Annotated in this window: 22 protein-coding genes; 4 read left to right on the top strand and 18 right to left on the bottom strand. The window is 44.2% G+C overall.

Annotated features, from left to right (window positions below; all coding sequences use genetic code 11):
* Window positions 1-91 precede the first annotated feature (91 nt).
* The 4 genes from pbpG to ACFFJH_RS01675 form a co-directional block, all read right to left on the bottom strand.
* Window positions 92-1,186, bottom strand: a complete 1,095-nt coding sequence (gene pbpG, locus ACFFJH_RS01690) for a D-alanyl-D-alanine endopeptidase (RefSeq protein ID WP_390209577.1) — start codon at window positions 1,184-1,186, stop codon at window positions 92-94.
* Window positions 1,187-1,409: 223 nt separating this feature from the next.
* The gene (locus ACFFJH_RS01685; RefSeq protein ID WP_390209575.1) at window positions 1,410-2,105 is read right to left on the bottom strand and encodes a nitroreductase; all 696 of its coding nucleotides are present in this window, start codon (window positions 2,103-2,105) and stop codon (window positions 1,410-1,412) included.
* A 62-nt stretch (window positions 2,106-2,167) separates the two neighbouring features.
* Entirely contained in the window at window positions 2,168-4,186 is a 2,019-nt protein-coding gene (locus ACFFJH_RS01680; protein WP_390209573.1) for an ATP-dependent DNA helicase, read from the bottom strand.
* Between the two features lie 184 nt (window positions 4,187-4,370).
* A complete protein-coding gene (locus tag ACFFJH_RS01675) occupies window positions 4,371-4,547 on the bottom strand; it encodes a YdcH family protein (RefSeq protein WP_390209571.1) in 177 nt (58 codons plus the stop codon).
* A 104-nt stretch (window positions 4,548-4,651) separates the two neighbouring features.
* Here ACFFJH_RS01675 and ACFFJH_RS01670 point away from each other — a divergent pair, with 104 nt between their 5' ends.
* Window positions 4,652-5,449: a PP2C family protein-serine/threonine phosphatase gene (locus ACFFJH_RS01670; protein ID WP_390209569.1), complete on the top strand. Its 798-nt coding sequence runs from the start codon at window positions 4,652-4,654 to the stop codon at window positions 5,447-5,449.
* 135 nt (window positions 5,450-5,584) lie between these two features.
* On the opposite strand, the gene flgL is transcribed toward ACFFJH_RS01670, so the two are convergent.
* From flgL to flgB, 11 genes are all read right to left on the bottom strand, one after another.
* The gene (flgL, locus tag ACFFJH_RS01665) at window positions 5,585-6,799 is read right to left on the bottom strand and encodes a flagellar hook-associated protein FlgL (protein WP_390209568.1); all 1,215 of its coding nucleotides are present in this window, start codon (window positions 6,797-6,799) and stop codon (window positions 5,585-5,587) included.
* 11 nt (window positions 6,800-6,810) lie between these two features.
* Window positions 6,811-9,129 (bottom strand): flagellar hook-associated protein FlgK, encoded by a 2,319-nt coding sequence (gene flgK, locus ACFFJH_RS01660; protein WP_390209567.1) that lies wholly within the window; start codon window positions 9,127-9,129, stop codon window positions 6,811-6,813.
* 143 nt (window positions 9,130-9,272) lie between these two features.
* Window positions 9,273-10,184, bottom strand: coding sequence for a flagellar assembly peptidoglycan hydrolase FlgJ (flgJ, locus tag ACFFJH_RS01655; protein WP_390209565.1), 912 nt, complete (start codon window positions 10,182-10,184; stop codon window positions 9,273-9,275).
* A gap of 20 nt (window positions 10,185-10,204) precedes the next feature.
* The gene (locus ACFFJH_RS01650; protein WP_390209881.1) at window positions 10,205-11,290 is read right to left on the bottom strand and encodes a flagellar basal body P-ring protein FlgI; all 1,086 of its coding nucleotides are present in this window, start codon (window positions 11,288-11,290) and stop codon (window positions 10,205-10,207) included.
* Between the two features lie 86 nt (window positions 11,291-11,376).
* A complete protein-coding gene (locus tag ACFFJH_RS01645; RefSeq protein WP_390209564.1) occupies window positions 11,377-12,045 on the bottom strand; it encodes a flagellar basal body L-ring protein FlgH in 669 nt (222 codons plus the stop codon).
* A gap of 58 nt (window positions 12,046-12,103) precedes the next feature.
* Window positions 12,104-12,886, bottom strand: coding sequence for a flagellar basal-body rod protein FlgG (gene flgG, locus ACFFJH_RS01640; RefSeq protein ID WP_390209563.1), 783 nt, complete (start codon window positions 12,884-12,886; stop codon window positions 12,104-12,106).
* A 78-nt stretch (window positions 12,887-12,964) separates the two neighbouring features.
* Window positions 12,965-13,705 carry a flagellar basal body rod protein FlgF gene (locus ACFFJH_RS01635; protein ID WP_390209561.1) on the bottom strand — a complete coding sequence of 247 codons (741 nt, stop codon included), beginning with the start codon at window positions 13,703-13,705 and terminating at the stop codon, window positions 12,965-12,967.
* Between the two features lie 86 nt (window positions 13,706-13,791).
* Window positions 13,792-15,129 carry a flagellar hook protein FlgE gene (gene flgE / locus ACFFJH_RS01630; RefSeq protein ID WP_390209560.1) on the bottom strand — a complete coding sequence of 446 codons (1,338 nt, stop codon included), beginning with the start codon at window positions 15,127-15,129 and terminating at the stop codon, window positions 13,792-13,794.
* Between the two features lie 156 nt (window positions 15,130-15,285).
* The gene (locus tag ACFFJH_RS01625) at window positions 15,286-15,963 is read right to left on the bottom strand and encodes a flagellar hook assembly protein FlgD (protein WP_390209558.1); all 678 of its coding nucleotides are present in this window, start codon (window positions 15,961-15,963) and stop codon (window positions 15,286-15,288) included.
* An 80-nt stretch (window positions 15,964-16,043) separates the two neighbouring features.
* The gene (gene flgC, locus ACFFJH_RS01620; RefSeq protein WP_390209556.1) at window positions 16,044-16,448 is read right to left on the bottom strand and encodes a flagellar basal body rod protein FlgC; all 405 of its coding nucleotides are present in this window, start codon (window positions 16,446-16,448) and stop codon (window positions 16,044-16,046) included.
* 5 nt (window positions 16,449-16,453) lie between these two features.
* The gene (gene flgB, locus ACFFJH_RS01615; protein WP_390209554.1) at window positions 16,454-16,852 is read right to left on the bottom strand and encodes a flagellar basal body rod protein FlgB; all 399 of its coding nucleotides are present in this window, start codon (window positions 16,850-16,852) and stop codon (window positions 16,454-16,456) included.
* A gap of 263 nt (window positions 16,853-17,115) precedes the next feature.
* Between flgB and flgA the strand changes: the two genes are divergently transcribed.
* The 3 genes from flgA to ACFFJH_RS01600 all read left to right on the top strand — a co-directional run bounded on the left by flgA (window position 17,116) and on the right by ACFFJH_RS01600 (window position 18,759).
* Window positions 17,116-17,826 carry a flagellar basal body P-ring formation chaperone FlgA gene (flgA, locus tag ACFFJH_RS01610; protein ID WP_390209553.1) on the top strand — a complete coding sequence of 237 codons (711 nt, stop codon included), beginning with the start codon at window positions 17,116-17,118 and terminating at the stop codon, window positions 17,824-17,826.
* A 133-nt stretch (window positions 17,827-17,959) separates the two neighbouring features.
* Window positions 17,960-18,274, top strand: a complete 315-nt coding sequence (gene flgM, locus ACFFJH_RS01605) for a flagellar biosynthesis anti-sigma factor FlgM (RefSeq protein ID WP_390209552.1) — start codon at window positions 17,960-17,962, stop codon at window positions 18,272-18,274.
* Window positions 18,271-18,759 carry a flagella synthesis protein FlgN gene (locus ACFFJH_RS01600; protein ID WP_390209550.1) on the top strand — a complete coding sequence of 163 codons (489 nt, stop codon included), beginning with the start codon at window positions 18,271-18,273 and terminating at the stop codon, window positions 18,757-18,759. The genes flgM and ACFFJH_RS01600 overlap by 4 nt, the downstream gene beginning before the upstream one ends.
* A gap of 46 nt (window positions 18,760-18,805) precedes the next feature.
* Here ACFFJH_RS01600 and motD read toward each other — a convergent pair whose 3' ends face one another.
* The 3 genes from motD to ACFFJH_RS01585 are packed head-to-tail and all read right to left on the bottom strand — an operon-like array spanning window position 18,806 to window position 21,083.
* Window positions 18,806-19,594, bottom strand: coding sequence for a flagellar motor protein MotD (gene motD / locus ACFFJH_RS01595; RefSeq protein ID WP_390209549.1), 789 nt, complete (start codon window positions 19,592-19,594; stop codon window positions 18,806-18,808).
* 32 nt (window positions 19,595-19,626) lie between these two features.
* A complete protein-coding gene (locus ACFFJH_RS01590) occupies window positions 19,627-20,367 on the bottom strand; it encodes a flagellar motor protein (RefSeq protein ID WP_390209548.1) in 741 nt (246 codons plus the stop codon).
* Entirely contained in the window at window positions 20,349-21,083 is a 735-nt protein-coding gene (locus tag ACFFJH_RS01585; protein ID WP_390209547.1) for an RNA polymerase sigma factor FliA, read from the bottom strand. Before ACFFJH_RS01585 ends, ACFFJH_RS01590 begins: the two co-directional genes overlap by 19 nt.
* Between the last annotated feature and the right edge of the window lie 5 nt (window positions 21,084-21,088).

Here is a 21,088-nt window from a genome sequence, read left to right as displayed (position 1 = left end):
AGGCTTTGCATGTAGCAAAGCCTTTGATCTCATTAACATTCCAGATGTCTAAGCTATCTGATGCGTTAGTGAAGATTTCTTATAGCTAAATTTAGCCCTCAGGATGCATGGCAGTAATCCATTTTTTGATACGCCCTGCATCAGCTAAGCGAGAATATTTGCCTTTGGAGTCAAGAAATACCATCACGACTGCGCGGCCTTCAATAATCGCCTGCATCACCAAACAACGTCCTGCCTCGGCTATATAGCCCGTTTTTTGCAAACCAATATTCCAATCTGAGCTTGCGACTAATTTATTGGTCGTGCCGTATTCCAACAATTGTTTACCTTTAGGATTGACCGCATATTTAGAATCTGTCGAATATTCACGGATCAAAGGATATTGGTAAGCAGCATTAATTAATTTCACCAAGTCACGTGCACTGGCTACATTCTTACTGGATAAACCGCTAGAGTCCACATAAGAGGTATCGTTCATACCTAATTGCTTAGCTTTGGCATTCATGGCGGCCACAAAGGCAGGCAAGCCACCTGGATAACTGCGACCTAAAGCAGACGCCGCGCGATTTTCTGAACTCATCAAAGCAATATGCAAAAGATCGGCACGCGATAACTTGGCACCGATTGCCAAACGCGAACCTGTACCCTTTTCTTTATCTAAATCTTCATTAGTAATCTCTATCATTTCATTTAAATCTTGCTTTGCCTCAACCACGACCAAACTCGTCATCAGTTTGGTAATCGAAGCGATAGGCAATGAGACTTCAGCATTTTTCTCAAATAAAACTTTAGAACTATCTTGATCGACGACAAAGGCAACATTGGACGCGAGCGCCAAAGCATCTATGTGTTTTAATCCTGCGATATCACCTGCACTTGGGCGCGTATCTTCTGCCAATTGGGCGGCGTGTTGTTTCGAGGCTTTTGCCGCTAAGACCTTGTGTTTAGATTTTTTTGAGAGTTTAGCGTGAGCCGTTTTTGAAACGTGCGCTTTAGATTTATGTGCGCTACTTTTAGTCGCATGCGCTTTTTTTGTACGATGATGACTGGAATTGGTAGCCGCTTGAACTTGAGAAACGAGCAAGGCTGAAGCGATAACAAGAACAGAAACCGCAGCCTTGTTAGTAGAAATTGCAGAAAAACCGAACATAGATTTCACCATAGACTTCAAACTTAGTGCAACCATGTAAAACTCCTTGAGACAAAAAATTTCCTAATGGAACGAAGTGTAGCAAATTCTTGACAATCCGCAAGAGAATTAAAGACTTAGCGCGACTTCCTCACTACAAATCTACATTCTGAAAACAAATCAGATAAACAATTCACATCATTTTTTTAATTCCAATATGAAATTAATATCTCTGTTGTATATTTCACTCGGCCAGATCTTTTAGTGAGTCAATCAACGATCAATCCAAAAACTGAACAAACTCAGAAATCGACGCTCGTTCAGTCATCAAGCTATTTTCAATTTTGCTCATATCTGCAAAACCCAAGGACATACCGCAAACAATCATTTGATCTTCGGGCAACTGCAATTCTTTCTGTAGAATTTTATGGTATTGCGTAAATGCGGCTTGTGGACAAGTATCTAAACCACGTGCGCGCGCGGCCAACATAATATTCTGCAGGAACATCCCATAGTCCAACCACGAGCCTTGTTCCATAATGCGATCTATCGTAAATATCAAACCCACAGGGGCATCAAAAAACTGATAATTGCGACCATGCTGGGTATGCATACCAGCTTTATTGTCGCGCGTCAGACCAAGTAAAGCGTATAAATCCCAACCCACTTTACGGCGCCTATCAATGTAAGGACTACGCCATTCGACTGGGTAATACTTATATTCTTCCATATGCGTCTTCGCAACCTCAGGGTCATTATGCGCAGCCAGAATAGCATTGGAAACTCGCTGCAAACTAAGTCCGCGCAAGACCGTCACTTTCCATGGCTGAGTATTAGTGCCAGAAGGAGCGCGCGCAGCGACCTCTAGAATGGCTTGAATATCTTCGGTAGCTATAGGTGTTGGCAAAAACGCTCGCAGAGAACGTCGTGAACGAATCACTTCATCTACGGTTTCTTGGACTGAATTTACTATCATCACCATCACCTTTTCTTACTAAAAAATTGATCAAAATCTTGCGCGACTTTTGACATTTCATTTTAAGTTGATTTCGCCCTGCGCGCTTTTTCCAAATCAGCAAAAAAACTTAAAACAACCGACAACTCACGACTACGAGCAAATGCCGGTAAGCTTTGCCAAATACGCTTGCCATATGGTTTTGAAATAAGTCGCGGATCACAAATCATCAATACACCACGATCTGTCTCGTCACGAATTAAACGGCCTGCACCTTGCTTCAAATTAATAATCGCTTCGGGCAATTGATGATGGACAAAACCGTTCAATCCTTTCTTCTCCATCGCTTCTATGCGCGCAGCTAAAACCGGATCATCGGGTGGCGCAAACGGTAGCTTATCAATCACCACTAAAGATAAGGCTTCACCACGCACATCGACGCCCTCCCAAAAACTCTGGCTACCAATTAGCACGCCGTTTCCTGACGCTCGGAATCGATCTAATAACTCGGTGCGTCCGGCATCGCCTTGAACGAATAAAGGAAAATTGAGTCCACGTTGACTGAATTCATCTTTAAGCCGTTCCGCGCAATGCTTAACTGCCTTATTGGTCGTACACAAAACAAAAGTACGTCCACCAGCCGCTTCGATGACCGGTAAAGCAGCATCGACAACGGCATCGGTATACTCTCTGGAATTGGGCTGTGGCATACCCTCCGGCACATACAAAATACCCTGTTCTTGATAATTGAATGGACTGGGCCAGGTACGCGCTGGTTCGTCCCACAATCCCATCTGCGAGACATAATGGCTGAAATCATTTTTCACTGCCATGGTGGCCGACGCAAAAATCCAAGTGCGTGGCACGCCTTCCCGCTGCTTATTAAAAATCGGCGCAATAGACAAGGGAGTTCTATGTAGCTGCAACGAGGTTGAGTAAGCTTCCACCCACAAAACACATTCAGGCTTGCCCTTGCTCTCTTTGGCATTAGGATCAAGCTCACGCCAGTCCTCTAATTTGGTTTGCAGATCAAGCGCACGAACCCGGCATTGCTCTATCGTCTCTGCTCGCTCCGCTTGCTTTTCTAATACGCAAATTAGATCGCTCAATGTGTCTTTTAAAGTTTCCAATGCTGGAAAAAATGGACTGGATGGCGCGATTTGCTGTAAGGACATCCGTATAGAATCTTGCGCAAAACAAAGTCGCAAGTCGCGTGCGGCTCGTTCTACTGGTGATACGATTTTCGCCCACTCGGCACCATCACGAGCATGCGATAAACCTTCCGCCAAACTATCCCGACACAACTCTAAAATCTGAGACGTCGAAATTGACTCTCCAAAAAACAAAGTTGCAGTTTCAGGTAACTGATGTGCCTCATCAAAAATAACCGTATTAGCTGATGGCAGGAGCTCCGCGATCCCCGTATCTTTTAACGCTAGATCAGCGAAGAATAAATGATGGTTCACCACCACTACATCAGCCTGCTGAGCTTCTTTCCGCGCTTTCATAACAAAGCAATCTTGGTAATACTGGCACTCAGATCCCATGCAAGTATCTTTGGTCGACGTTACCAAACTCCACACAGGCGCGGTCTCAGGAACACGCGCTAACTCGGCCTTATCACCGCTACTGGTGGTCTTCATAAACCGAGAGATATCTCGCAGATAACCGACATCTTCACGCGAGGTGAGTCGACCATTTTGCAGAGTTCGTTCCAAATGAAAATGACAAAGATAGTTTGCGCGGCCTTTTAACAAGGCAACTGAGACTGGTGCTTTTAATACTTTTTTTATCGTGGGGATATCACGTAAGTACAACTGATCTTGTAAGTTTTTTGTCCCTGTAGAGACTATGACTTTACCGCCCCATAACAAGGCGGGAATCAGGTAGGCAAAAGTTTTCCCAGTACCGGTACCCGCCTCCGCCAATAAAGTCGTTTGAGTCGCTATCGCCAAAGCGATCGCTTGCGCCATTTCTATTTGTGCCTGACGTGGCCGATAGCCCTGAATCGAGCTGCTCAAAACACCTGACTCACCGAAAATCTGCTGGACTTCGCGGTCATGAACACCGCTATCACTCGAATTTAAATTATGTTCTGTCAAAATAAGGCACAATCAAATACAACAAGAAAACATACTCCATGTAGACCAAAGAACATGAAGCAAAAAGTAAGTATAAGTACTAGCTAAGAGATAACTTGCTCAATTGCTTAGCTCAACTACTTAAAACTAGAACAACGATCCCAGTAGGCACGATTAGTCGCAACACAACCAAAAGTCTCAGCGATTATGCTGGAATATCCGGAGAGAGTTGCATTTTCAATAGTGATATGTAATCCTTGAGCTGCAACTTACGTTTTTTTAAACGGCGTAACTGTAATTCGTCGTGATTAGGATCTTTAATAATAGTTTCTATGACAGAATCGAGATCGCGATGCTCTACTTCTAATTCACAAATACGCATTCGAATTTGATTTGTATGGTCCATAAGCGATAAGAGCGAGTAAAATGCAACAAATTAATTTAATAAAAATCGGAATTTCCGACTAGTGTAATCTACCACGACGTATGAGCCAATATAAGATCGAAGCTGGCACCGCCCAACATATCGGTGATCGTAAGGAACAACAAGACCGCGTAGCACTTTTCGCGGCACCCAATGCGCCCGGCCACATGATGGCGGTGGTGGCAGATGGTATGGGAGGAAAAAGTGGTGGTGCCATCGCAGCAGAACAAGTAGTACGTTCTGCCAAAATGCTATTTGATGAATTTTTTCCCGGCAACGACATTAAAGCGATGTTGGAATCCATCGTCCATGAGGCTCACACAGTCATTAAGCTATCAGCCGTATCATCAGAAAAAGAACCTCATAGTACCTTTGTAGCATTAGTCATCTCCCCCGAAAAGGCAGTGTGGGCGTATGTGGGAGACTCTCGCCTCTATCGATTTTCAGGTCCCAATTTTGCCGAAAGAACCAAAGATCATTCTTATGTAGAACGTCTAGTTGACGAAGGTTCGATCACGCCGGAAGAAGCAAAAAATCACAAAATGTCCAATGTTTTAGTGAATGTACTTGGCTCTAAAAATGCAATTCCCTATGTAACTTTTGGAGAAAAGGACAATTTAACAGCTGGGGATTCGTTTTTATTGTGCTCAGATGGCTTATGGCACTATTTCGCAGATATAGAGTTATCGGTTGCAGTAGGTGCCAGCACGCCGCGCCAAGCGTCAGAACTGATGATACGCAAAGCACGTGAACGAGCAAATTCACAAGGTGATAACGTCTCATTTGCTATCGTCAAACTGGTATCACCGCCTGCCGAGCCTAAAAACTATATTGCGCAAAAGATGACGCGTGTGATTTAAATCTATAGATACGTGAAAATCAATCTACAAAATATAAAAGATTAGATGAAGTAAAAAGCCTCACTGTTAACTTAGTGAGGCTTTTTCTTTAGAGCTTAGCTTTTTTAAAGCTTTGATTTCAAAAAACTCAGAATTTTAATTAATATAATTAAACAGAGAAAGTGAAGAAGTCTTCACAAAGGATTGTTGTGCCGCCTGCAATACCACCTGATTCTGATTTAATTCAGTAATCGCTTTGGCGTAATCAAGATCTTGCAAAGCAGAGAGTTCCTGCTTATAAATGACTCCCATACTCTCTCCAGCGCTATTTAAATTCTCTAATTCCTTCAGGGAAGTGCCGAGACCGGTTCTGGCCATTAATACATTGGACAAAGATTTATCAATATTAAAGTTAGCCTGACTCAAATCCGCGGTCAATTCCAATCGGCGCTGAACATTGCCTGTTGGCGTTTTCAAAGTATTAATTAAATCAGTGATGGTTTCAAAAATATTTTGATTTCCAGGTTGAATTGAGAATTTGTCATTCGGCCCAGGAGCGCCGGGCGTATTCGTCAAAGTGATATCCATCCCATCAACCGTTACAGTTTGTGGGCTGGTATAGGCTGTACTAGGTACGACGACGACACCGGTAGTTTTATTGGTAACGGTAAAATTCAAGCCCGTGTTATCAAACGCAACTTCATAATTATTACCTGTCAAATTAGCTGTGGTTGGCACATTAATCGCGGCAGTGGCAACTGTTTGCCCCACATTTGAAGGATTAGGACGAATATTAAACTGACCGTTAGATGTTCTGATATTGCCAAAAATAGCAGAACCGATATAACTGATAGGAATTTGTCTTGAGGTATCGACTTGCAAGAATCGCCCACCTTGGTCACCATTGTATTGCGCCCCACCCTGTGTTTTAGTGTAAGGTGCGGTCGTTGATGAAAAGCCAGAAAACAAATAAGCGTCAGTACCATCGGTGGCATTCGCAAAACCAAACAATTGCTCCAGACTACCTTGCAGCTCATTGGCAATATAACCGCGCTCCTGGTCAGTTAATGTACCGTTACCTGCACTAACTACCAAGGTTTTGACGTTATGCAAAACATTTGTGACATTACTTAAGGTGTCTTCCGCAATACTCAAAGTATTGATTGCATTTTTTCTATTGACGGCAAGCTGATCATTAACCGCATCGGTCTGAGTGATAACCAAAGCACGAGCCGAGCCAATAGGATCGTCTGAAGGATTTAAAATTCTACGTCCGGAGGCGATCTGTTGCTGTGTGCGGTTCAATCCAACTTGCAGATCACTAATGCGTGCCCCACCCGACTCATAAATGGTATTGGTACTAATACGCATAATTATTCCTCTTATCTTCCTATAGCAAGTATCGCATCGAATAACTGGCTTGCGATTTGCATCAATTTACCGGCAGCCTGATAAGCTTGCTGATAACGCAATAAGTTCGCAGCTTCTTCATCCAAATTCACGCCGGATTCCGATTGTTGCGCTTGTATCGCTTGCGCCAATAATTTGGTTTCCGATTTATTGGTCACTTCCATCTCATGCGCTTTATTACCAACGTTGCTGACAAACTGACCATAGGCACCTTGGAAACTTGTGGTACCAGATCCCATAGTATTTTTCGTTTGCAATCCAGCCAGCAAACCAGCATTGCGATTATCGCCAGAACCTGAAGGATTAGTCGAGATATTTACGACGTCGCCATTGGAATATGCACCAGAAACGGTAAAACTCAGCCCATTAAAACTAATAGTCGAGCCTTCAATATAAGGAATCGCAGACCCCGCCACATAAGAAGTGGTCGTATTACCATTTTTTACAGTGACATTAGCATTAGCAGGGAAACCCGTAAAATTATTACCTGCAGAGTTATAAGTCAACTTCGTTGGTGTAATGGGCAAGGAGCTACCCAAAGTAAAAGTATCGCCAGCAGTAGGCGCACTAGGATTATCTTTGATGACGAAACTAACACCGCCATAAGTTACCGTCGCACCACTGGTATAAGGAACATTGACTACTTGAGGAGGACTTGCTGCAGGAGCCGCGACTGCAGCAACTTGGTAATTGGATGTAACCCCCCCATTGGTAACAGACACCAATGCACCAATCGGGAATCCTGCAAGGCTATTAGGACCAGTAGCAAATGTTAAGTTAAGTGGGGGAGTCAGAGTGGCACTTTTATAAGAATCACCAACCGACACCGCTCCTATGACTCCAGTCGCAGAATTACTGGTAGCTGAGACAGCAGTATTCACTACGCCTGAAGTTATTTTCCCAGTTCCAAGATTAGTGCTTGGCACACTTGTGGTCACAGGTACCGCGGCCGCAATTTTACTAGTGTCATTGATCGCCATGCTAATGGATGACGCTGCCAATGCAGTGGGGCGCACCATAAATTCATCATTAACATTGGGGGTCACGACTATGGCCGGCGAGCCTACTGCAGCGAGATTAAAACTGAGTCCATCAACAACGGCAGGCAAAGTTGTGGAGGTATTTACACTACCGTCAGATATACGGGTAATTTTAAAATAATTAGGCGCTGGCCCCACTCCTGCAAGATACTGAACCCGATAGTCACTAGTGGTTAAAGCGCCCACATCAGAAAATGAAACCGCCATATTGGCCGTACTGGTATTAATACCGCTGGGTGTTGAGGAAGGACCAGCAATCGAAAAGAAGTCATTCCCTATTTGCCCATTTAAATCTTGGCCCAGTTTATGTTGATCATTAAATTCTGTAGCGATAGCAACCGCAATGCGCCCTAAGGAATTACGCGCAACATCTAAGGAGTTTGATCTAAACGCAAATAAGCCGCCCAGCTCACCACCTTTCAGGCTTTGCTCATTTAATTGGATTAAACTTCCATTACTCTCATAAGACACTTGAATCCGGCTTGGATCAGTTAAAGAACTGGTTGGTTGCAAAACACTAACTTTAGCCCCTAACACTAGAGGCTGCCCCGTTCCCATGAAGATATTGAATTTTCCGCCTTGATCAACGACAGTCACGTTTACTAATTTACTCAACTCAGTCACAGCTAGGTCTCGTTGATCTAGCAAATCATTGGGAGCCCCACCGCCCGATATAGCAACGGCTGTCTCGATAGAATCGTTTAAGTCGGCAATCTGTTTGGAGTATGCATTAATGCTGGTCACAGTTTGACCAATTCTATTATTCACATCATCTGAAATCTGATCCAAACGACTACCTAAACTTTGAATGCGCGAGACCAAAGACGATCCGGTAGAGAGTACAGCCTGACGCGCCGCCGCGCCAGCTGTGCCATTAGGACTAATTGCCAAATTCTGAATAGAACTGAAAAACTCTTGCAGCGCAGGCGAGACACCGGCAGATTGATCTGCAACCAAATTACTAATTTGTTGTATCTGATTCAAGTAAGCAGCAGAATAATTCTGTGATGATTGGGTCGCGTTGACTTGCTGTCCGATAAATTCGTTATAAACCCGTCGTACTTCACCGATTACCGTACCCTGCCCGATAAAACTACCACCCACGTTTTGTGCTGCGGCGGCACTTTGTAGTAACTGCTGGCGGTTGTAACCTGGCGTATTAATATTGGCAATGTTATGACCAGCGGTCGCAATACCCATCTGCGCTGCCGCTAATGCACTTTGTCCAATGCCTAAGATATTGGTACCCATAATTCAACCCATTCACTTAAAACACTCAAAATATCGATTTAATACTACCGGAATTATTACCGGGCTAGAATCCCATTACAGATTACCGTCTTTCAATTTAACGGGTTAATCTAGGAAAACTTTAATTTCTGCGCTGAGCGAAATCAGCCTGAGAAAGACTGTTGTATTACTTTCGTCAACTTTTGCGCATAATGTGGATCGGTCGCATAACCGGCCTTTTGAAGTGCGTAAGCAAACTGAGAAGCATCGCCCCCATTTTGCAGTACGGATTGATAACGCGGATTATCTCGTATCAGTTTGGCATAGTCTTTAAAGGCATCACTGTAGTTATCATAAGCGCGGAATTTCTCAATTTTTTGATACGCGACGCCATTAGTGTATTCCGTGGTCATTGCGTCAACGGTGCGGCCTTTCCAATTCCCTGTCGCTTTAATACCAAATACGTTATGGCTAGATGACCCATCCAGAGCGCGAATCTCACGTTTTCCCCAACCAGACTCCAATGCTGCCTGCCCCAGCATAAACTTAGCAGGAATGCCACTTCCCTGACTCGCTAACTCAGCATGTGGCCCCAGCTTTTGAGTGAATTCTTGTACATGCCGGGCGGAAGAATTGGTTTCGATACTGCTGGTTGAGTCAAGCAGTTGTTCCGCTTTCGCCGCATACTTTTGTTGTTGAATATATTGATTGATACCGCCTAATCCGCCCATTGGAACTGGTGGCGCATTATCGGATTGCAAAGCTTGCGTCATCGCATTATTAGAAAGCTGTCTTACCATGGCATCTGCCAAACCTATACCGCGACTCGCCATTTTTTGCGATAGCTGCTGATCTAGCATCGAGGTGTACATGCGGCTTTGCTCATTATCGAACATACCATCTTGCCCACCCGCTTGCCGCATCGATTTGAGCATCATGCTCATAAACAGCGCTTCAAATTGAGTAGCCGCCGCCTTTAAAGCCTCGGGTGAATTATCCTTCGAAGATTGGCGCAATGCGTCCAACCCCTTGCTGTCAAACGCAAGTTTTTCAGATAAATCAGGGCGGGATATCATTGTATTCGCTCACAAATTAATTAAATGATTTCTAAATCAGCACGTAAAGCACCAGACGCTTTCATCGCCTGCAAAATCGCCAACAAATCCTGTGGTGTCGCTCCTATCGAATTAAGCGCTTTCACCACATCAGACAGCGATGCCCCTGCTTTCAACATCAATAGTTGCCCACCATCTTTGGTAATTGAAATATTTGAATTAGGTGTTGCTGCCGTTTGTCCATTGCTCAGTGCATTTGGCTGACTCACGGCATTATCCGTGTTGATCACGACACTTAAATTTCCATGTGCAACCGCGCAGGTCTCAAGACTAACCGATTGATTCATGACTATAGACCCAGTGCGTGCGTTCAAAATAACTTTGGCAGCAGTCTGTGCGGGAGTGACTTCAATACTTTCGAGTGCCCCCAAAAATGCCACCCTTTGATCATTCACTTGCGGCGCTTTTACTTGAATCACACGACCATCTACCGCTGCTGCCGTTTCGGGGCCGAATTTCTGATTAATCGCCTCAACCACACGACTTGCTGTTGAAAAATCGGCTGTATTCAATTCCAACTGTATCGAATTACCATGCCCCAAAGGTGATGGCACAGATCGCTCCACGGTTGCGCCACCCGAGATTTTACCGACACTCAAATGATTGACTTGCGCTTTACTGCCGTTAGCAGAAGCCCCCACACCACCGACCAACACATTACCCTGCGCCATCGCGTAAATTTGATTGTCTGCACCTTTTAAGGGGGTCATCAATAACGTACCACCTTTCAAACTTTTTGCGTTCCCCATCGAGGACACGGTGATATCTAAAGTTTGCCCCGGTTGAGAAAATGGTGGCAAAGATGTGGTGACCATAACCGCAGCGACATTCTTTAATTGCAAACTTGTGCCAACCGGTATTGATACGCCCATCTGTTGCATCATGCTGATAATGCTTTGTACCGTAAATGGGGTTTGCGTGGTTTGATCACCACTACCGTCTAAGCCAACCACCAGTCCATATCCCATCAACTGATTTTGACGAACGCCCTGTATCCCCGCCAAATCTTTGAGACGTTCGGCATGGCTTAATTGAGGCAAAATCAAAATACCAAGCAAGCAAACCATTTGAGCGGCACACCGACAAATTTGATAGACACTAAACGGCGATACTAGTGCATTTGTTTTACGCGATTCCATAGCAGACTCTCAAATTAGAACGGCAAAAAACTTAAAAAGAATCGGGTCAATAAAGAATTCACCTCGGCCAAATCGACACGCGATGTTGAACGATATTCAAACCTTGCATCAGCAACCTGCGTGGATGAAACTGAGTTAGCAGCAGTAATGGTTTGTGGATTAACGACGCCCGAGAAGCGCACATATTCAGCGCCCTTATTAAACGCGATTTGCTTCTCGCCACTGACTAACAAATTACCATTTGGGAGTACATCAATAACCGTCGCAGCAATCGTACCCGAGAAAGAATTACTCGCTGTTTCGGCACCTTTTTCATCAAATTTAGTCGATGCCGACGTAGAAATGGACGCTTTTGCGGTTGTACTAGCTGGAATACCTAAAATAGTGGGCGCAGCAAATGCTGTGCTACCGGATTTACTGCCCGACGCGCCAGCAGCTTTTGTCGCCGACGTATTTTCACTAATTGAGATAGTGAGCACATCACCAATTAGGCGCGCTTTAACATCCTCAAACAAAGGACGATAACTGGCTGACTGAAAAATCGCACCATTCGCTTCGCGTTGATTTTTGGCGGTTTGTGCGTGCACTACACCAGACTGATGGCTAATGGCAGGTGGTGTCGTGGCGCAACCGTATAAAGCCGTTGCACCTATTACTACGCTGATTAACTTTAGTGTCTTCATTTAAGTGTTCCTGTCTTCGCTAATCTAACCAATCGGATCAATATCCCCAATTACGCGATCACAATTGCGACAAGCGTTGTAACATCTGATCAGAAGTGGTGATGGCTTTACTATTGATTTCGTAGGCTCGCTGCGTCTGTATCATGCTCACCAATTCTTCCGCCACATTGACGTTAGAGGTTTCAATAAAAGACTGAACCAAAAGACCTGCGCCGTTAGTACCTGGTGCGTTAGTTCCAGGATTTCCTGAGGCCGCCGTTTCCACATACAAATTTTCACCCAGACTCATTAAACCAGCTGGATTAATAAACGTCGCTAACTGTATGGAACCGACTTGCACTGGTGCCGTAGAACCTGGCTGAGTTACAGACACTGTGCCGTCGCGAGCTACTGTAATTGATTGCGCATTCGCTGGAATAGTAATCGCTGGCTGAATGACAAAGCCACTGGACGTCACCATCTGCCCTTGGTTATCAACCTGAAACGAGCCATCCCGAGTGTATCCAGTAGTACCATCTGGCATCAGTACTTGGAAAAAACCTTGCCCATTAATCGCCAGATCCTTACTGTTTCCCGTTTGCTGTAAATTACCTTGCGTGAAGATACGCTCAGTTGCAACAGGCCTTACCCCAACCCCCAGTTGTAAGCCAGATGGCAACTGCGTTTGTTGAGAGCTTTGCGCACCCGGCTGACGCACTGTTTGATACAAGAGATCCTCAAAAACGGCGCGTGAACGCTTAAATCCCGTAGTACTGACATTGGCCAGATTATTGGTGATCACGTCCATTTGCGTTTGTTGCGCATCTAAACCCGTCTTTGCGATCCATAATGAGCGTATCATTTTCTTCTCCTATTTATGCATGCAATGCAGACAAACATTTTAGTGTTTGACCGACACCTCATTGTGCATTAACTTACATCAACTCAATGTGAAGATCTGACTTGCTTTAGTAGCGTTACTCTCAGCATTGGTCAATAATTTCATCTGCATTTCAAATTGACGAGCCAAATTAATCATCGTCACCATAGACTCAACGACATTCACATTACTTCCTTCTAACATTCCTCCCGCGACCGAGACGGCAACATCAGGATCAGGAACAATGCCATCCTTGGTTTTAAACAATCCATCAGCATCACGCACTATATTGGTCTCAGGAGGGTTAACTAATTTTAATCGTCCCAAAACCTGCACGGCATTTGGCTTTGTTCCCATAGGTACGCTTGATACGGTACCGTCTTTTGCAATCGCAATAGTGACTTCGGGAGGAATCGTTATCGGGCCCGCATCCCCTAAAACCGTCAAACCACTATGAGTTTGCAGAACACCATTTTCACTAATTTTCAAACTGCCATGACGCGTCATTTTCTCACTGCCATCTTCCGCTTGTACTGCTATCCACCCCTTACCTTGAATAGCAACATCCAACTCACGTCCAGTATTTTGTAAACTACCAGTGGAAAAATCAGTACCTACAGTGGCATCGACTACAAAAGCGCGAGTCGGCATACCTTCACTAATTACCGGCACGGCACGAAATGAATCTAACTGAGCTCGAAAACCAGTCGTCGTCGCATTGGCCAAGTTGTGTGAGGTGGTCGCCTGCTGCTCCAGGATATGCTTCGCTCCTGTCATCGCGGTGTAAATTAATCGATCCATCGCACACTCCTCAACTTAAACTCAAACTGAACCTAAAACAAAAACGCAACGTGGCAACACAGACATCACCTATCGCTAGAACTGGATTAACGCAAGTTGACCAATGTCTGTAGAATCTGATCAATTGTTTTAATAGTTTGCGCATTTGCTTGGTACACACGCTGCGCCGTAATCATGCTGACTAGCTCGCCAGTCAGATCGGTATTCGAATCTTCAGTCGCATTCGACGTTAACAGACCTAAACTACCAGAACCTGGTGGTCCCACCAATGCCGCACCAGAGGTTGCCGTCTCGGTCCATTGATTGTCGCCCAAAGATTGCAAACCATTAGCGTTAGTAAAGTTAGCCATAACGACCTGTCCCAATACCGAGGTTTTACCGTTGGTATAACTACCAACGATGGTGCCATCTTTTGCTGTATTAAACTTCGACAACTTACCTGAGGTATAACCATCTTGTTTAATGGCGTTGACGCTAAATGCAGCGCCAAATTGTGTTGTTCCAGTAAGATCAAACTTGACTGTTGGTGTAGAAATTGGTGTTACAGCACCCGTTCCAACAGGAATAGCAATCGCCAAAGCATTAGGATCTGTGGCTGCAAACGCAGGTGTCGCACCTACAAGCTTGCCGAGATTATTAAAACCAATTTTACCGACTGGCACAGGAGGCGCTGGCAATACTGAACCTATGGACAAACCATCCACCGCGGCATAAACATCCCACTCAGCGGTCGCGCCAGCCATAGTTGGCGGGAACGCTATTGGATCGCGTCGAACATAGAAAGTTTGTAAAACGTGCGAATTGCCCAAACTATCGAACACAGCAACCGACGTCGCATTGTTATAAGAAAGTGGATCGGTCAAAGAAAAAGCAATCGGTGTAATAACTGGGGGCGATGCAACGGGCAATTGTGTGCCTGGTACCAAAGCGCGAGAATCCAGATTCAAAAGAGCGGTTACAGTATCAGTCTCTTTTGGTGGGATATCGCTAGTGTTAATATTAATTGGAACAGCAGAACCAGTCGATAAAACACCGTTAGTATCTGCCATATACCCTGTCAATTTAGCGCCTGTTGCGTTGACGATATAGCCTTCTTTATCCAAAGAAAATTGACCGTTGCGGCTATATGTAATCGCGCCATTAGTAGACATTCTAAAGAATCCGGCTCCATTGATCGCGATGTCGAGAGGATTATTGGTGGATGTAATATTCCCTTGTGTAAATAGCTGCGCTACCGTCTGAACTTTGACACCGATACCTGCACCGCCTCCGCCTGCACCACTCAAAGAATTTGCAAACACGTCAGCGAATTGCGCTTGCGCCATTTTAAAACCCACCGTATTTGCATTGGAAATATTATTTCCAATCACGTCTAATGACTTAGACGCAGCATTTAATCCACTTAACCCCTGTTGAAAACCCATGATACCTCTCCTCTACTTTGGGTAAAAAGCGCTACAAAATAACTACCAAATAGTTACCAAACACTCAGATGTATTTAGCCATTTGAAAATTAAGTCACTTATTTCTTTGCTTATTTCTTTGTTTACCTATTTACTTATTTTTGAACACGATACAAATCAAAATACTTGCCTTACATCTGACATTGCCACTTCTCCGGTATTCAGAACACTCAACATCGTTCCCTGAGTTCCAAATGACACACTCGATACCAAACCAAAACTTAAAGGTGTAACAGTTAGTTTGGTTTCACCTGAACTGGCGGTCACTTCGAATTTGTAATTGCCATTGGCTGCATTCCCACCTGCATCCGTTTTACCATCCCACACCACAGAATTAAAACCGCTAGTCATGCTAGTAGAATCAACTGTTTTCACGACAGCACCCGATTGATCTTTAATGAGAACTCGAACTTTGTCTGCATTTTGCGGTAAGTCAAAACCTAATACGGACTTACCGTCTTTCAATTCGACATTTGTCCCAGGCACCACGACCCCATGACCTATCATGTTTGCAGCCTGCAAGCTCTGAGTACTTTTAAAACTGCCGCTCATTGCCGTCATCGTCTCATTTAACTTATCGATCCCAGTCACTGTCGATAACTGCGCTAATTGACTAGTCACCTGCGCATTATCCAAAGGATTCAAAGGATCTTGATTCTTCATCTGGGTAACTAGCAAAGTCATAAATCGATCTTGCGCCTCTTGAGCCGTAGTTTTCGTTGTACGTGAACCGTTCATCGACGCTAGCAAACTGGGATCTACGGTTTGTGTCGTTTGTGTATTAACTGTACTCATGATCTTGACCTCACTGACCTTGATGCTTCATGGATTAATTTGTTGACCGATATTTTTAAACGGTGCTTACTCATCGATGTTTATTGACCGATGCTTAAAGTTTTTAACAGCATCGACTTAGCAGCGTTCATTGTTTCTACGTTAGTTTGATATGAACGTGAGGCCGAAATCATATTCACCATTTCCTCTACCACGTTCACGTTCGGCATCGCGACATAGCCCTTTTCATCAGCTAATGGATGCTTAGGGTCATACATCATTTTCGGCGGATTGGGGTCTTCCACAACTTGTGTCACTTTCACTGCCGTCGATGCGGCATTGGAAGTGGGTATTGCGCTAAATACCACCTGCTTTGCTTTGTAAGGTTGGCCATTGGCACTCGTCACGCTATCCGCATTCGCTAAATTACTAGAGACCACATTCAAACGCTGCGCCTGAGCGCTCATGGCTGATCCAGAGACATCAAATATCTTAAATAAGGACATAATAATTACCCCTGAATTGCAGATAACAAACCTTTGATCTGCATATTAATCATCGTTAAACTTGCCTCGTAACGCAGCGCATTCTCAGTAAACTCATTGCGTTCCACATCCATATCTACCGTATTGCCATCGACATTGCCTTGCACTTCTTTTCGGTAGGCGGGAGGTAATCCTGCCACTGTACCGGGTTGACTTAAATGCGCTTGTGCAGTCTTAGTTAGATCTCGCGCATTCGAGGTTTTATCCAAAGCGGCATGCATCGCAGCACCAAAGTCAATATCTTTCGCTTTGTAATTTGGAGTATCTGCATTGGCGATATTAGAGGCGAGTAATTGCTGGCGTTGACCGCGAACGGACAAAGCCAACTGGTGAAAACGCATGTAATCATCAAGCTTGTTCATCATCACTCCCTCTACACATTCTTTTCACTTCTTTCGATTATCAGCAGCGCTAAGACAGTATCTTTACCTCTTGACTTACAAATTGTCTGTCAGCAGTCTCGTTACGGTTTCTGTTATCGTGCATAGTAGCCCTCGTCACGCCAGTTCAAACCGCCAATAAACCCACTAAAACCCCGTCTATTCCAACAATAGAAAAAAATCTCTTCACCTACACTTTCGCTATCCATCGTAATATTTGCAAACGGCCTAAGCTTTTTGGCGCGATCATGAAAAAAATACTGAAATACTTATGTACTGGCTTTATGACTGCACTGGCAGTCAACGTGAGTGCACAAAATATTGATGCGACGACGATGACACAGGCGGCTGAAGCATTCCTCAAAGAGCAAGTCAAATTATTACAAGTCGCGCAGCCTCAACTAGAGTCCGCCGTAAAGATTTCAGTGAATAAACCCGACCCACGTCTCAAACTACAAGCCTGCGACGACCTCAAACCATTCTTAACACCAGGTAGCAAAGCTTGGGGCAAGATCACCTTGGGCATACAGTGCCGCGCCCCAAAATCATGGACGATTTATCTCGCGGCCAACGTCATGGTATTTGGTGACTATTTTGTGACTAGCAAAACTGTCAATATGGGACAAGTACTAACAGAACAAGACTTGGTTAAATTGCAAGGCGAGGTAAGCAGTCTTCCTGCCAGTATCATTACCGATGAAAAACAGGCTGTCGGCAAGACCATGCTCGCGACTTATCCTGCAGGTGTGAGTCTACGTAAAGAAATGTTCAAGATCGTCCCTGTCATTCAACAAGGACAATCTATCAAAGTTAGTAGCACTGGTTTTGGTTTTACGGTATCGAATGAAGCCATCGCGCTGAACAATGCCGCAGAGGGTCAGGTCGCGAAAGCCAAGACCGCTAGCGGCCAAGTCATTTCAGGGATAGCAAGAATGGGCGGAGTTATCGAAGTCAATTAAAGCGTATTGGCGCAAATATAGCTAATCCAACTGTGGTTAAATGATGATTTGCCGAAATAAGATTAAAGTTTAAAATAAGTGCGCCGTTATAATGGATGTAGATATATGTCAATCCAACCTCAAAGGTGCTGCTGTGAAAATTAATGACGCTCTCAACTCGACGCAAGGTCTGCCCGCCAGCCCGCCAGCGCCACGCGCAGACAAAGCCGGAGATAATGCTAAGGTAGTTAATACGCCTTCGCATAATGTACAGATTTCACCTTTATCGGTGCAATTGCAGGCGCTGCAAAGTACGCAAGCAAGTTCTGCTGTTTTTGAAGCAAAAAAAGTAGAAGAAATTAAATTAGCAATTTCAGAAGGTCGTTTCCAAGTTGACGCTGAAAAAGTAGCGGACGGACTATTGGAAACGGTTAAAGATTTACTCAACGCAAGAAGACAACCAACATGAATGATGCATTAGCCAACTCTCGCAAATTACAGGACTTTTTAGAAAAAGAAATTGTATTAATGCGTTCGTTGGATCAGCTCCTTATTGAAGAACAAATTGTACTCACCAATAACGAAGCTGAAAAATTAGGGACCATCACCCCTGAAAAAAATAATGTATTAATGCAAATCGTCGAACTAGAAAAAAATAGAAATTTATTTTTATCTGCGATTGGTTACACACCTGACGCCAGAGGTATGCAAGATTTTTTTGCTGCAACAGAAAATAGTGACAAATTAGAAGATAACTGGAAAAATTTGCTCTCAATTTCCAGTGACGCTCAAGAAAAAAATCGCACCAACGGCTTACTCATCAGTCGCCAACTTAGCCGCAATCAAAGCGCGCTCAATATACTTCAGCAAAATACTCAGACAGGCTCTATGTATGGCGCTGATGGACAATCAAAAAATAATTCCACTACAGGTCGCGGCATCATAGCCGGCTAACCACTGTAATTCACAACTCGAAGCAAAAAAATATAGCCCAACCAACTTACTGCGGCAATATTGGCTTTAGTGTATTTACTGGAACGTCAATAGGCGTTTCAGGCAATACCGACAAAATGGTAACCGTCACTCGTCGATTACGCGCACGTCCATCTACAGTATCATTTGATCCGACTGGAAATTTGGGGCCTTGCCCGACAGCCGTGATGCGGTTTTCATCAACACCATTTTCCATAAATAGGCGGGCTACTCGACTTGCCCGAACCGCAGATAATTCCCAATTAGAAGGAAAAGTTGAATTCTTAATCGGCACATTATCGGTAAATCCTTCTACCTGAATAGAATGATTATCTAGCTTCAAGACACCAGCAATAGCATTCAATGCCTGAATAGAATCCTCATTCAACTTGGCCTCACCTGGCGCGAATAACAAACTCGCATTAATCTCTATCGACACACCACGACTAGTTTGCGTAACCTTAACTTTACCTTCCCGAACTAATGGCTCCAAGGCACTTAAGACGTCCTTCGCCACCGTCGTCATTTTTTCACGCTCTTTACGTAGAGACTCCACGTTACGAGGTTTAATCACCGGGAATTTTTCTATCAAAGCCGACTGAGAATTCTTTAAATCGGGAATTACACCACCGGGAACAACCACCGTACCAAACGCACCATTTAATGCAGTGGACAACACTCGATATTTACCATCATTGACCGAGGAGATCGCGTACATCACGACAAAAAAAGCAAACAACAAGGTCATGAAGTCGGCATATGAAACTAGCCATCGTTCATGATTTTCCGGTTCTTCGGTATATTTTTTGCGAGCCATATTGAGGTTTATTTGCGGTAGGCAGTAGATATTTATCCTCGATGATTGGATAAGCGTTCTTCAACTATCCTTGGGCTGTCCCCTTGCGCAATACTAAAAAATATATCGGCAAGCATCTCGCGTCTGACGACTTCCCTTCCCACCATTTCTTTTAACTTATTAGCGACTGGGAGAAAAAACAAATTCGCTAATCCAACGCCGTAAATGGTCGCCACAAATGCGACGGCAATACCACCGCCCAATTTACTAGGATCAGTAAGATTTTCCATCACATGTATCAAACCTAAAACTGCACCTAAAATACCTATTGTTGGCGAGTAACCACCAGCAGCATCCCAAATTTTAATTGCCTGACGTTGTTCCATTTCGTAAAAAGAAATATCAACATCGAGAATTTCTTTTAGGCGTTCCGGATCAACACCATCTATCACCAGCTTCAAGCCTTTTTCGATAAAAGGATCTTTGGACGAATTAATATAGCGCTCTAAGCTTAAAAAACCTTCACGTCTGGCGACAACGCTCCAGACCAAAGCATCGGTAACATTTTTCTTACTCTTATCCTCTGGCATCACAGCAATCCACTTCAACATCTTAATGCCACGAATAAAAGTAGGTAGCCGACTTTGTAACAGTACCGCACCTATTGTGCTAACTACTACAATCACAAATGCAGCAGGCTGCAACAAAGAGGATAAGTGTCCACCTTCTAGAACTTGTCCAGAAAGAATACCAACGAATACAAGAATAATTCCGATTAAGCTAGCCCGGTCCACGCGCGCTCCCTTAAAGATGCTCTTAACCTCGCTACCGCTTGACTATGCAATTGCGAGACCCGCGATTCAGAAACGCCCATGACGGCGCCGATTTCTTTTAAATTTAACTCTTGTTCGTAGTACAAACCCATTAATAGCTTCTCACGCTCAGGAAGATTATTAATGGCATACACGACGGCATCACGAAAATCACCGTGTAGCAAATCTTGCAATGGATCACCAGAACGCTCATCATTACAAAAGTGATCTAGAAAATGCTCTTTTGTCTCAGCATCATGGAAGTCTTCATAATACAAAAGTTGATGTCCACCGCTCTCACCTAGTAGCTCTTGATAATCGAGGAGATTAAGTTTTAAATGCTTCGCGACTTCAGTTTCCATTGGAGGACGACCTAATTTTTGTTGCAGCTCGTTCATCGCGGTTTCAATTTTTCGCATATTCTGGCGCACCCCACGTGGCAACCAGTCACTGCTGCGTAACTCATCTAACATCGCCCCACGTATTCTTTGAATGGCGTAGGTTTCAAATTGTGCGCCATGATTGTCTTCATAGCGATTGACTGCGTCTAGCAATCCTATCATTCCAGCTTGAACCAAATCATCGACTTCGACGCTAGGTGGCAAACGTGCTTTTAATTGATAAGCCAAGCGTTTTACTAACGGAGCATGCTCAGTAAGTATAGAATTTTTATCTGATTTACCGCTTGCTGTGTACATAAATA

It is taken from the genome of Affinundibacterium danionis (assembly GCF_042432465.1).
GTDB classification, from domain to species: domain Bacteria; phylum Pseudomonadota; class Gammaproteobacteria; order Burkholderiales; family Burkholderiaceae_D; genus Undibacterium; species Undibacterium danionis.
Note: the sequence above shows the minus strand (reverse complement) of the source record. Positions and strands in the feature narration are given on the sequence as shown.

Bases quoted from the DNA above. Each gene is read 5' to 3' on its own strand.
- ACFFJH_RS01625 (WP_390209558.1), bottom strand. From the start codon at position 15,963: ATGAGTACAGTTAATACACAAACGACACAAACCGTAGATCCCAGTTTG.
- ACFFJH_RS01635 (WP_390209561.1), bottom strand. From the start codon at position 13,705: ATGGATCGATTAATTTACACCGCGATGACAGGAGCGAAGCATATCCTG.
- flgE (WP_390209560.1), bottom strand. From the start codon at position 15,129: ATGGGTTTTCAACAGGGGTTAAGTGGATTAAATGCTGCGTCTAAGTCA.
- pbpG (WP_390209577.1), bottom strand. From the start codon at position 1,186: ATGGTTGCACTAAGTTTGAAGTCTATGGTGAAATCTATGTTCGGTTTT.
- ACFFJH_RS01675 (WP_390209571.1), bottom strand. From the start codon at position 4,547: ATGCGTATTTGTGAATTAGAAGTAGAGCATCGCGATCTCGATTCTGTC.
- flgB (WP_390209554.1), bottom strand. From the start codon at position 16,852: ATGATGAACAAGCTTGATGATTACATGCGTTTTCACCAGTTGGCTTTG.
- motD (WP_390209549.1), bottom strand. From the start codon at position 19,594: ATGGCTCGCAAAAAATATACCGAAGAACCGGAAAATCATGAACGATGG.
- flgC (WP_390209556.1), bottom strand. From the start codon at position 16,448: ATGTCCTTATTTAAGATATTTGATGTCTCTGGATCAGCCATGAGCGCT.
- flgJ (WP_390209565.1), bottom strand. From the start codon at position 10,184: ATGATATCCCGCCCTGATTTATCTGAAAAACTTGCGTTTGACAGCAAG.
- flgL (WP_390209568.1), bottom strand. From the start codon at position 6,799: ATGCGTATTAGTACCAATACCATTTATGAGTCGGGTGGGGCACGCATT.
- ACFFJH_RS01670 (WP_390209569.1), top strand. From the start codon at position 4,652: ATGAGCCAATATAAGATCGAAGCTGGCACCGCCCAACATATCGGTGAT.
- ACFFJH_RS01650 (WP_390209881.1), bottom strand. From the start codon at position 11,290: ATGGTTTGCTTGCTTGGTATTTTGATTTTGCCTCAATTAAGCCATGCC.
- flgK (WP_390209567.1), bottom strand. From the start codon at position 9,129: ATGGGTACCAATATCTTAGGCATTGGACAAAGTGCATTAGCGGCAGCG.
- ACFFJH_RS01645 (WP_390209564.1), bottom strand. From the start codon at position 12,045: ATGAAGACACTAAAGTTAATCAGCGTAGTAATAGGTGCAACGGCTTTA.
- ACFFJH_RS01585 (WP_390209547.1), bottom strand. From the start codon at position 21,083: ATGTACACAGCAAGCGGTAAATCAGATAAAAATTCTATACTTACTGAG.
- flgG (WP_390209563.1), bottom strand. From the start codon at position 12,886: ATGATACGCTCATTATGGATCGCAAAGACGGGTTTAGATGCGCAACAA.
- ACFFJH_RS01685 (WP_390209575.1), bottom strand. From the start codon at position 2,105: ATGATAGTAAATTCAGTCCAAGAAACCGTAGATGAAGTGATTCGTTCA.
- ACFFJH_RS01600 (WP_390209550.1), top strand. From the start codon at position 18,271: ATGAATGATGCATTAGCCAACTCTCGCAAATTACAGGACTTTTTAGAA.
- flgA (WP_390209553.1), top strand. From the start codon at position 17,116: ATGAAAAAAATACTGAAATACTTATGTACTGGCTTTATGACTGCACTG.